A 12,931-nucleotide genomic window follows, 5' to 3' on the forward strand; every position below is an offset into this window, starting at 1 on the left:
TTTTTGTTATTTTAAATAAATAATTGATTCGCTAATATAATAAACCCCTCGGTATTTTTATATCGAAGGGTTTTAATTGAAATATTAAAGTATTTACTTAACTAAACTAATTACAATAGGTGTTGCTTGTATTGTCGTAGTAGTAATAAGCGTATTATCATTCTGATGTTTAATAATAACACCTGATTGAGATGTTGCTAATTTCCACACGCCTTTTACGGTAACTGTGCTGCTTATTGGTTTAGAGTCGGCCGTTAGCCATTTACGAGAATAAACACTGACTTCGACTTGATTTCCATTATTATCAATTTGGTCAGCTTCAATGTCTTGATATAAATTTAAATCAGGATTAACAATACTCAATGTTAACTGTTGGTTTTGTGCTTTAGCCATCACCATAGTAGGTGCATCACTCGATAATAATATTGCTTGAGGTGATTTTAATTGTGTCGCTTCAAAAAAAGCATACCCTTCTTCTTGGGTGATTTTATCTTTTACCGCATGCAATTGATTATTATGTTGCAATACAGTGTATTCAGGCGCTTTATTATCTTGTGACTCAATCGCTATCGCATACTCATAAGTCGCATCACTAGGTGCGTTATCATGAGAGATCACGGCTGTTGCAAATAGTTGTTCTGTTGATTTTGAATTTCTATCATCGAGTGAATGTTGTTTTTGATAACTAAACTCTACAGTTTGACCTTTAGCGAGCTTATATAAGTTACCCGCAGGATCAATTAAAGTATCTGCATTATTTAAAGTTAATTGAGTACCTAATTGATTCACTTCTTTGCCATTAATTATCACAGATTGTAATTTAGGAACAGCAAATTGGAACAGTGTGGTTTCTGTTTTATGTTGTTTGTCCGTATTTTCAATGCCCGATCCTAATGCAATAACCCTATTATCAAATAAGAAATAGGATTTATTAGCTCTTAAGCTTTGTTGTTGATATTTGCTGTGACCATGTAATTTCATGGCAAACATACTGTTATTATTTAATGTATTTGCACCAGAATAGCTTTCTGTTGAAAGCAACATTTCTTCAATACCTGCACTCGGTAATTGGTTTAATTTTGCTTCAAGTTCATCATAAGGAAGATGAATTGTCGTGGTACCCGGATATCGGTTCCAATCCCATCCTGCATGGCTAAATCCTGATTGTGCTAAGTTTGCGGGTATGATTTCCAATTGACCATACTGTAAGTAGCGCCCATAACGATTGTTATTTTCATAACTTTCATTACCAACAAGATAACGACTAAATCCGCGAGCGATAGCAAGCCAGCTTTGTTGGGGGGCTTGAATAGAGGCTCTACGCTGTATCGCCATCGAAGCATAGTTCATCGCCCATGCGCCAGTGGGTTCATTTTCAGCTTTAATACCTTCAAAACTGTCTTTGTTATCTAATTTTGCATAGGCCGCAGCCAATATGGTATCTAATTTTTGTTTGCCATCAGGTGTACCGGCTAATGCCATCCATTTAAATGGTGCGATCCCTATTTTATGTAATCCAGTAGGATGGCGGCCACTTAATACCACGGGAATTTGTGTCTCTTTAGTGTAGATGCGCATTTTTAATAACACATCTTTTAAACGCTCATGGGCTGAAGATGAAAGACGGAAAGGGGAATCACTTAGCGCATAAACACTAGGAGCTAAACCACCAAAAGCATCTTTCGCATACGCTGGATAATGCTGCGAGTGGTGAAAAATAGAACCATCAGGCTTGAAACCACCTGCAACACCTTTTGAACTTAGTATGGTTTTATTTAGCCAGTTTTGCAGTTGCGCTAAGGCTTGTTGGCGTTGTTGATAATCTGGCAACATCAGTAAGCTTTTTATCATCCACTGTAATTGTGTGTTGAGAATATCAACGTTTGCATCAACGATCTCATCGTCTTTTTCAAAAATTCGGCCTGTGGCGTTGTACCACATCATTGCCTGTTGCGTTGGCGCTAAAAGATGATTTTTTGCCAGAATATGACGACCAATAAACCATGCATCAAAAAGCTCTCTGGTTTGATATCCAACATGAGTAATAATTTGATAACCACTACCTCGTGTAAAACCTTGCTCAAGAACGTAACGAGTTCCTAATAAATAAAGATCTTCTAATTTTTTTCTATCGGCTACTGATAAGGAATTACTACGCAAGTAAATAGCAGTTTGAAGAAGCGTTTTACCTACATCTCTTAGCATATTGGCATCAAGTAATGCTTTTTTCGTCTCTTCACTAAATACGCCTTCAACTTTCATAAAGTTTTGCCGGTTGGGGTGATCTAGTGCTTTTCCTGTTATTGATCCATCAGCGTGTTGTGTTAATTCTAATTTTTCCCAGAGTGTTAAATTTTTATCTAGCATATCTGAGGTGATTTTTTTATCGCTGTTAATTCCCTGATAATACTCAAAACGCTGATAAATTGATGCCATTTCAGCTTGATCATCATGAAACTCAGTATCGAAATTTAGAGTTGGATAATGCACTTTAAACATCTGATCGTACATCAGTAAAGCACTCCAGTTTTTACTGACCATGGTATTTACTGCATTATTAACATAAGGCACATTATCATCAGGAACTGCCCAGCGATTGTCTAACGGTACACTCATAATAATTTGGTCGAAAAAGAGAGTTCCAGCTTGATTTGGTGCCGTAATGACTAATTGATCCAATTTTCCTGTTGCAGTGCCTTTCATATCACGAAAGGGAACTGCAATACCGCGCCATCCTGTGAAATTAAGTTGAGTATCAAAACTTAATGCCACTTGATCATTTTGTTTGAATTGTAATGTGAGAGGCGATGATTGTGGTTTTTCATTGTAAATCCACATCATAAACGTGAGTGGTGTCGCGGTATCTTTATCATCCTGATAATTTACTTGATTATTAAGTGTTAATGTTGCTTGTGGTTGATATTGCCACTTGAGTGATTGAACGCCATCTTTGGCATGTTCTTTACTTAACGATAATTGATTGCTATTTGAAGTGACTAATGTATTTGGTATTTCACCTTCAAAGAGGTAAAGATCACCAAAAGGTTCATGAGAAAGAGAAGGTAATGCTTGTGCGGGTAAGGATAAGCAGAAACTTAGTGTAATAGCATGGGCTAAAGGATGTTTTATTAGCATAATCAGATTTCCTGCAAATAAAAAAGGAACGCGAATGCGTTCCTTTAAAGGTTAAATCAAGGGAGAGGTGAGAGTTTAATTTCTTGTGGAATACCAAAATAACTGGTGAAAGTGAGTTCGGTATTCTCACCAGAAACGCGATGTTTTACCTCACCATCTTTATCCACAGACTGCCATTTTCCATTAACGGTGACATTAATTGTGACAGGTGTTGCGGCTTTCTGCCGTGTCATATTTAAATCTGGTGTAACGGCACTGACAGTAAGTGTATTTCCTTGATGATGAGTCATTACAATCGCGGGTTTATCAACCTTTTTGATCCATTTATCTTCAATTGATGCAGATTGATAAAAGGCATATCCCGTCACATTGCTGAGTTTATCGTAAATAATATGAACATCTTTATCTTTACGAAGAACCTGATATAACTCATTATTTTCATGGAACTTCTCTGCCATTTCTCTCATTTTTTCAGGAGTCGCATCTAAAAAGACCATATACTCATAGCTGGAATCTTTAGGTTGAACGCTGTGATCAATCCACGCTGAACTGAAGTTCCCTTCTGTTGGTTGGCGATTTTTATTTTCAGCCGAGGTCTGGTGTTGGCGACTGACATTCACTTTTTCTGCTTGGGTAATTAAATAGCCATTACCGTTGCTATCGATGATCCAATCACCTTGTTTTAGCGTGGTTTGATAAGGGAAACTGTCAACTTTTTGCCCATTAATCCAGATGGTATTTAATGTTGGTGTAATGGCATGTTGGAATAACGTTGTTTCAACATTTTTATTTTTATCGCTGCTATTAATATTGCTACCGACAAAAATTAAATGGTTATCCGCCGCTAATACAGTTTTTTTAGCCGTAAAGTTAGGATCAAAACGCTCAAGATTAGCAGGATAAATAAGATCAAATGCCATCATGCCATATTTACCATCAAGGGCAGATGTTCCACTAAATCCACGCTCTCCACGTTGCATTAACGTATGAGGTTTAGGGCTATCTAACTCTTTAAGAGGAAGATGAATAGTGGTTGCTCCTGGCATTCTATTCCAATCCCAACCTTCTTGTTGATAGCCTTGTGAAAGCTGTGAGCCATTACTGACTATCTGGGCTACACCATGGCTTTGATAACGACCATAGCGGTTATCTTTGTTATAAATTTCAGATGACCAAACATTGGTGTTATACGCTTTTAGTGTCACCATTTTATCTTGCCAACGATGAATACCAAAGGCACCACCATTAAAGGCATAGAATCCTTGAGGAAGTGCTGCTGGTGCAATATTTTCACCAAAAATAGCGCTCGATTCACTTTGCGTTTTATCACTAATGGCAAGATAAATAGAAGCGAGCGTTTTATCAGGTGATGGTTTTGCAGACATTGCAAGCCAGTAATAGCCTTGAGCAACCGATTTTAATGACGGTGAATTAAACGGGTGCCGCCCAGCTAAAGGTAATCCTACTTCAGGATTACTGTAGATCCATGCCGAAACCATGGCTTTTTTCAGGTTATTCCAACCACTTTCACCAACAGCAAAAGGTGTACTACGCAGTAAATAAATAAGCTGAGAGGCATTTTTAAAAGCAGGAAAAGAGTAACCCGGATAGTTACCTTCATGTCGCCATGCTGTACCATCAGGACGTAAACCATCTTTACCGCCTGGCGGTACTTGAGTTAATGCACCAGTAATGTAATGACTGAAAGTATTAACTAAGTTAATGCGCTTTTGATCATCAGGCTCTAGCAATAATAAAGCCAAGTGCTGACGAGATAAGGTGTTGAAATAGTCTAAATCTGAACTGTTTGCTCCTACCTTCATATCAAAACTACTTTTAAACTCTCGTGAATACCACAGTAATGAATCATAAACTTGAGTTTGTAGATTGGCTTCTTTTAGGGCATCAGACATTAATAATGTAGATATATACCACCAACGAGAGCTATATCCCCAGTGATGAGTTGTGACTAATGCACTCCCTTTAACAAAGCCTTGATCTAATAAATGCTTTGTCATTAATAAGTACATCTGTTTTAACTGGGCTTTTTGTGTCGGATCTTTTTCAAGAACATAAGCACGGCTGATATTAAACATTAATGTCGTGTAATTACCTAAAATAACGTAATTATCAAAAAGCGACTTATCTTGAGAATTAAGGTTTTCTGGCTGATAAATAATGGTTTGTTTATCCGTGATCAGATGTCGCCCTTGTATTCCACCATCCGCTAAAGTGTGAATGTTAAGTGCATCAAAATCACTTTTTAACTTGCTGATATTTTCTTCTAACGCGAGATTTGTTTCTTTTTCGCCACCCACAAATTCATTAATAAGACGTTGGCGAATAAGGTCAATTGCCGCTAAATTTTCAGGTGTTACAGGTAATTGAGGCTGTACGGTGTGAAATTGAATTTCTGGCTCTGATAAGCGTGTTTTTATTTGATAATCAGACCATTGATAGCGAGCATCATCGATAGAAAACATAATACGATCGATATATATTTCGCCTTGCCCCACATTAGACGGGGCTTTAAATCGTATACTGTCAACATTTGCACCCAAAGCACGACCGACGCTATCTTGAGAGCCATCTGACGAGGTATTCATGGGATTTAATGTCATTTCACGGTTTTCAAGGTCGTTATTTAGTGAAATACCCACTGCGCGCCAACCCGTAAAATTCAGTTTTACTTTAAAGCCCGCTTGCGCTTCGCTGTTGGTGTTGAGTTTTTCACCAAAATCAACAGTGAGATAGCCATCAATGGGTTTTTCATTATAAAGCCAAAATGATAAAACAGGTGTAGATGCACGTCCCCATGCTTTAGAGGCTTCTTTGTCTGTCGGTACAATCAGCTTTTTATGCAAAGTAAAGCTACTTCCACCTTTCCATTTCCACAAAAGGGATTGGCTTCCCATAATGCTACGCTTATCAGATAACGTCAGTGTTGAGTTTTTATCTGTTGTGAAATCAGCTAACGGATTATTTTGGGCAAAATGATATATTTCAGACTGCATCAGATTATTAGGATCAAATGCAGGATTGTTTGTTGCTGCCATTGCATTATAAGGGGCTGATAATAGCCCCAACGTCATGGCAAGTGCAGTAAAGCGAAATATCGGCATATTTATTCTCCTTAGAAACGCTGGCTAACAGTAAAACCAATGCGCCCTTCATTGAATTTGTCATAACGCTGATATCCCATCGTTGTGCCTAAATTTAGCGTGTTGGTAATATCGAGATTGGCACCTAATTCTGCACTAATAATGTCACCGCCAACGGCATTTCCTTTAATATCAAAAGTGCTTCCTCCAGTATTAAAATAAGTGAGGCTGTGGCGTTGATTAATATTATTTTCCCCCGCAATATCTTTGAAATAACGGAGATTAAGTGATGGTGTTAATTTGCCATAAGAGGTTTGATAGCTATTCCATAAAGCAACAGATCCCCCTAATTGATTAACTGCGTAGCGTTGACCATAAGTACGCATTGATAATGCCGAACCTGTTTCTTCCCACGAATCAATATTTAGCCATTGATATTGGTAAGTCAGCATTGGTTTAATATGGATGAAATCAAAATCAAAATAGGTTCCTGCATTAATCTGATAACCTAATTGCACACCAGAATAATCACCTTTTGCTTTGGTATTTCCTTGCCATCCGGTATTGCCGCCGATATCTCGCTCGCTATCGACAGTGTAATAACCAATATTTAAATTACCGTTTAGGAATAATGTGTCACTATACCAACCGATGTAAGGCATAAATTCAAAATGGTTAATTTCTTTACTTGCGTTACGTTGTTTCGCGTCAGCTTTGGCGTAGTTATAAGCCAAAGAAACGCCGATAAGAGCATCTTGATTAATTTCGTAATCAGTACCGATTTGAATACCTGTGCGGTAAGTGTTGTAACCGTTAATGCCACCTTGATTACTTTGTGTACCGTAACCGTACAGCATATTAGCCCAGCTATTCCAGCCAGCTTCTCTTTCTTCAATAGGTAATTGGTTATCATAGCGTAAATAGCGATGAGCAATATTATTGCGCATATCTTCAACCATGATTAATCCCGCTTGAATATCACTACCATCAGCGATAGGGGCTAAATCATTCGATAATGCGGCAATATTATTATCGTCATTTCCTGCGGCGACTAATAAACTCAGTGCTTCATCTGAGATTTGGTTACGCGTATTATTAAATTCATTTAATACGGTTGGAATAACAAAGTTTGCTGCAGCTAATCCATTTTCACTTACATTGCCACGTTCTGCTGCACTAATAAAATTATTGCCGCCTTCATAACTAATACCATAACGTGCAACTAACTGATTGCCACTAACGCCACCACTAATATTCGGCGGTGTGGTTTCTAACCATGAATCTGTTTTTTCTAATAAAGGAGAAACATCAGGTGCAATGGCATTAGCATCAGTAACGGTGATACCAGCTTCGTCTTTAATGGCGGAATTTGAAGAAATTAATACGATATCTTTGTTAATGATATTATCGACACTGGTTCCTTTAAAATCTAATTTGGCTTGGCTACCTTTTTTAAAGGTGACATCACCATCAACATGGAGAATAGCGTCATCAGTATTGGTATTATCATCAAGGCGGAAAATAAGCTGACTATTTTCCTTATTCATGAAATTACCTTCCCAATGAATTGTTCTATCTTTTCCTTGGATAGTTAAATTGCCATGATTTTCAATTAATGGAACACCTGTGATTTTGTATCCATCAAATAAAGCATTTTGAGCACCACCTTGATAAGCAAAGTTTATTTTAGTGTCAACGTGACCATTTCCTAGAATATCACCGTGGATCTCACCATTTACATCACTTCTAAAACCTGTATTCAGTGTTCTAAAGTCAATAGCCGCTGTTTTTCCTCGAATAATGGCGCCGTCTCTAATATAAACACCAGTACCTCGTTTTGGAAAATTGCCTTCAACAAGTATTGCTGTACCATTTTCACTGGTGACGTTAGCACCATTTAAATTAATATTACTGCTAAAAGAGGCACCCTGATTTATTTTGATTGCACTGGCTCCATCACCCGTTACGGTAATATTTTTTGTGATTGCTTGAGCTTTATATTCTGTTGATGAACCATTAAATACAACGCCATCACCTTGTGAAACTGTGACATCTTTATCTATTTGAGCATTATTGCCATTATTAACATTAACGGTTTCACAGATATTTAAATTAGGATCACAATCAGCAGCCCACGCAGAACCATAAATAGCTGATAAAATAGCAGCGCTCAAAAATAACAATTTTTTATTTTTCACAATATAACTCCATGAACAATTATATGATTTTAATTATTAGAATGTTGCTCGGAATGAAACTTTGAAATAATCCTGAGTTGATTTACTACCATCATTTTTATTTTCAACTCGTTCATTATAATATTCCGTCATGACTCGCCATTGAGGTGATATTTGATAAGCCATTTGTAGGGTATAACGGGTCATATCTTTTTCGACATAAACACCTTTATTTGTTCTATCTTCTATTTTTCCAAAAATAGATTTACGCATTGATGGAGAAACAATTAATCCTATTGGCGTTGTCCAGTTAACATACATACGTAATTGCTGATTGTGGTTTGTTTCTTTTGTGTCATATTCTTCGTGTCGAATAGCTTGCTTACCACCATCAAAATAAGCAACGGTTGTATTAATATTAGGAGTGACAAAATAGCGTAGGCCAGGTTCAATTTCCCATCCTAAGTAATCCGTGTTTGTGACACCATTACTGCGTTTATCTTCTTTCTTTTGTAAGCCAAATAAAACGCTACCCGTTAAAACCCAATTTTTATTGATTGGAAATTGGTAATTGGTTTTTGATTCATAGAAATCAATAGTTAATCGACTTCCATTATCATAGTTAGTGAGATCTTGACGTACTTTTAAACCAGGTTGGATCCAACCATTATTTAATTTAAAACGATAGCTACCCTGTAAATCATAACGCTGATAACGGTTTTTATTATCATGCTCACGTTGACGAAAACCAACATCGAAATACCAGTTAGACTTATCTGGATTAATATTAAAATCTACACGATAACCAGCATAGTTATTTGGTGTATCGTAATCTGCTGTTTCCCACGAAAACATGGCGTTGACATTAGCTGCTTGAGAATGAAAAGAAGTTAAACCTAAGCCAAGAAGAGGTAAAAAAAGAGCAATACGAAGTTTGTTCATGGTATATATCCAATTCTTTATTCGCTTTTATTTGTGTCAATTTTTAGGTGTAGGACATCTTTCCCTTTGTTTTATTAAAAGGATTTTTATATCAGCGAATTGGGTTTATATATAGCGCCATAATATTATGGCGCAGATATTTTTATTATTTCTCTTTACATGTTGATATTGTTTTATTTAATTTATTAGTTGTAGCCGTAATAAATTCAGTGGCGCGCCAAGAATCTCCTGTTTTTTCCAACCAAGGGGTTAATTCTTCTTTAATTAACTTCTCAATTAAAGGCATATTATCTTTGGCAACATTTTTCATTTGATATGGATCGTTCACATTGTCATATAAAGTATATTTTAATGGTTGTCCATCTTGTCTATCTATAACCAAAGTATGAGTTTTGGTTCTGACACCTCGTTTACCGAATGAAGGTTCACCATAAGGAATAAAGAGATAAAGCTGAGAATTTGCTGTGTCGCCTTTGCCTGTGACTACCCTATCTGCAAGATTAGTACCTTCTACGGAATCAGGGATCCATTCCGATAAACCAAGTAGCCCTAAGATAGTTGGGTAAATATCAGGTGCTGACATTAATGCATCGTCAGTGCCTGGTTTAATTTTACCCGGTAAACGAAACATCATAGGAACACGCATAGATTCTTCATAAGGATTATTTTTTGTTGCTTGTCCATTTGCCCCTAAGCAACTGCCATGATCAGAGAAGAAAACAACAAGAGTATTATCTGCAAGACCTTGTTTTTCTAATTCATCTACGATGCGACCAAATTGCTCATCAACACCGTTGACCATTGCCATATATTCTTTGAAATATTGAGGTCCATAGCCTTCTTGATATTCAGTATCCCACTGTACATTAGGGCGTGTATTTAGCTCTTTTGACGTCTTACCTTGATAAGCATCGAGGTATTTCTTCGGTACTTGATCATAAGGTGAATGAGGAGGGTTCATTGAAACCACTAATGCAAATGGTTTTGAATTATCTCTAAATTGATTATTTTCATTTTTGAGGAACTTGATTGCCATATCAGCTTCATGTTCAGGTCCCCATTGATCAATGTAAATTGGCTTATCACGAGGGGTATCGTTTGCCCAATACATTGGTTTTAAATGTAAATCATAAGTGCCATAAGAATACCAAAAATCAAAACCATGACGTCTATCTGGTGCTGCCCATTCATTCCAATAACGACCTTCCATTGGATTGTTGTAACTTTTAATAAACGGTTCGTAAGGTGCGTCAAGGTGCCATTTACCAATATAGCCTGTGCTGTAATCGAGAGATTTTAAAACATCCGACCAACATTTTGCATAAGGCGATAAATCAATACCCACTTTTCCACCGTAATCATGAGCATTACCTGTAATGCCATTGCGTACAGGATATTGTCCTGTCATAAACATGCCGCGAAAAGGAGAACACAAAGGATAGTTTGATGCCATTTGTGTCATTACTTTGGCTTGCTTCGCAAATTTATTAAGATTAGGTGTAATTGAAGGATCTTCCCCCATAAACTGCAGAGCGTGAGCACGCATTTCATCAGGAAAAACAATTAATAAATTAGGTGCGTTTTCTGGGCGCGTTGGTTTGTTAGGCGTAGAGCTCCCTGAATTAGCAAGAACAGGGGTAGAAACAGACATTGCCGCACCGCTGGCTGCGAGTCCTTTGATAAAAGTTCTGCGGGAAACAGTCATTGCTTCCTCCTATTTTACGTTTACTTTCGAATTGGTGTCTTTTATCTTATTTATACTTTTGTATAAGATCAAAAAGTAAGTTAACGAAAGATCAAGAATTGAAAGGGAGATCACAGAATGATGTCAAATTGTAAGCAATTTGACAGCTAAAATAGGAGTTGGAATATTGTTAAGAATAGATTAATTTTTTATTGTTTTATTTATTGTATTGATTTATATGGATATTATTTGTTTTGTGATGATGGTAGCAAAAATATCTAAAAGCCTCCATTTTTAGCTGGTAAATAGGATAACAGAAAGTGTAAGCATTTTTCTTTCGTTTGTTTTCATTGTCCTTTAATGATCCACCATGATGTGCCTTTAAACTCAAAGTTTTTAACGACCTCCATGCCCAATTTTTGGTGTGCTTTTAGTGACCGAATATTTTCGCTATTAACAAATGCGATAGGGTGCCCGCCATGTAGAGAACAGATCTGTTGGTAGAGATTTTTTAATAGTGACTTTCCTCGGTGCGATTTATCAATACAAACGGGGCCGTAAAACCAATTGTTTTGTGTTATTTCTGGAAAGTATTGGTTAATAGCTTGAGCAATTGGAGGGATCGAAAAAGAGGTAACAGGAAAGCTAAAAACAACAGCAATGATATTTTCCTGGTAAAGTGCAACAATGGCGTTAGTGCTATTTTGATACATAGCCTCAACTTTATTTAGAGGATATTCACCATATAATCCACCTTGTTGAGATTCAGAATTTGCCTGTAATAATAGTGCTACTGCACTTATATCTTTAGCGGTCATTTTTTGAAATATATAATTCATTTTTTATTCCTTTTTGCTCTGGCTTATAATCCTAGTATATAAAAAATAATGTATATTACAAAAAATATGTTAGAAATACTAAAGTTAAACTTATCAATTTTTCTTTAGATGATTTATTTATTGTCAATTGAAATTCTTTTTTATAAAGAAGCAGTAATATTACTTAAATTATTACTGCTTTAATTATAAAGTTATTTTTTAATAATCTGATTATAGAAGAGAAAATTGTTTACCAACCATAAGCTAATCCACCGCCAATAATAATTTCTTTTTCACTATTAATGGATGAGTTTAATCGAAATGCAATATCGTTATTTGGTTTATATTGTACACCTCCAGCAAATGCTGTTCCTGTCCGATAATTACTAATACCAATTCCGCCACTTAAAGTGTGATGAGCAAGATAAGGAATGCTAGTCATTGCAACTGATGAAGCTATGCCAGCAAATACTTTTTTTTCTAACGCGATAATTTCTTTGTCTAAATTTGCAATTGAATCTGTGATTTCAGCCTGTCTTTTTTTATAATAATTATCAAAATCATTAATATGGGTTTTGAGATTACTGATATCTGTACTGACCGTTCTCTTTAGCTGATTAATGGTGTTGTTTGTTGCTATTTTATTTTTATCAACCAACTTTTTAGCTTGAGCAAAGTTAACGGCATCAGTATTATTTTTTCCTTCACTGATATTAACTAATCGTGAAGTGTGTTTATTTTCAATGTTTCCAAATGAGACTGTATTTTCTTCCGTTGCTAATGAATTAGCGCCAATAGCAACTGAGTGTGTATTTTTAGCTTGGCTATTTGTTCCTATTGCAATTGAACCGTTACCTGATGCATTACTTTTATCGCCTAATGAAATACTAGGGATATTAATGATTATTGGATCTTCTTTATTTTCTTTGATTAAGTTTGTGTTTGAATAGGAGAAATTTGGAAATAAGAAAACAATTAAAAATAATTTTTTAAATAACATTTAATTTAATCCTTTAATGATCTTTAGTGGTATGAATTAATGCTAAATGATTACTTTTCTCATCACAAATAAAA

At 36.1% G+C, this 12,931-nt stretch carries 7 protein-coding genes; all 7 read right to left on the minus strand.

Going from position 1 to position 12,931, the window contains the following annotated elements; genetic code table 11:
- Positions 1 to 93: 93 nt before the first annotated feature.
- Positions 94 to 3,135, minus strand: a complete 3,042-nt coding sequence (locus ACNARN_RS08070; RefSeq protein ID WP_416304326.1) for a chondroitinase family polysaccharide lyase — start codon at positions 3,133 to 3,135, stop codon at positions 94 to 96.
- Between the two features lie 56 nt (positions 3,136 to 3,191).
- Complete coding sequence (locus tag ACNARN_RS08075) at positions 3,192 to 6,257, minus strand: chondroitinase family polysaccharide lyase (protein ID WP_311747465.1); 3,066 nt, start codon at positions 6,255 to 6,257, stop codon at positions 3,192 to 3,194.
- An 11-nt stretch (positions 6,258 to 6,268) separates the two neighbouring features.
- A complete protein-coding gene (locus ACNARN_RS08080) occupies positions 6,269 to 8,434 on the minus strand; it encodes an autotransporter outer membrane beta-barrel domain-containing protein (RefSeq protein WP_416304327.1) in 2,166 nt (721 codons plus the stop codon).
- Positions 8,435 to 8,470: 36 nt separating this feature from the next.
- Entirely contained in the window at positions 8,471 to 9,355 is an 885-nt protein-coding gene (locus ACNARN_RS08085) for an OmpG porin family protein (protein ID WP_198620905.1), read from the minus strand.
- Between the two features lie 145 nt (positions 9,356 to 9,500).
- Positions 9,501 to 11,060, minus strand: a complete 1,560-nt coding sequence (locus ACNARN_RS08090) for a sulfatase-like hydrolase/transferase (protein ID WP_198620906.1) — start codon at positions 11,058 to 11,060, stop codon at positions 9,501 to 9,503.
- 326 nt (positions 11,061 to 11,386) lie between these two features.
- Positions 11,387 to 11,878 (minus strand): N-acetyltransferase, encoded by a 492-nt coding sequence (locus ACNARN_RS08095; protein WP_198620907.1) that lies wholly within the window; start codon positions 11,876 to 11,878, stop codon positions 11,387 to 11,389.
- Positions 11,879 to 12,107: 229 nt separating this feature from the next.
- Entirely contained in the window at positions 12,108 to 12,857 is a 750-nt protein-coding gene (locus ACNARN_RS08100) for a YadA-like family protein (RefSeq protein ID WP_368887615.1), read from the minus strand.
- Between the last annotated feature and the right edge of the window lie 74 nt (positions 12,858 to 12,931).

This window comes from Proteus sp. TSJ240517, assembly GCF_047921575.1.
Lineage (GTDB): Bacteria > Pseudomonadota > Gammaproteobacteria > Enterobacterales > Enterobacteriaceae > Proteus.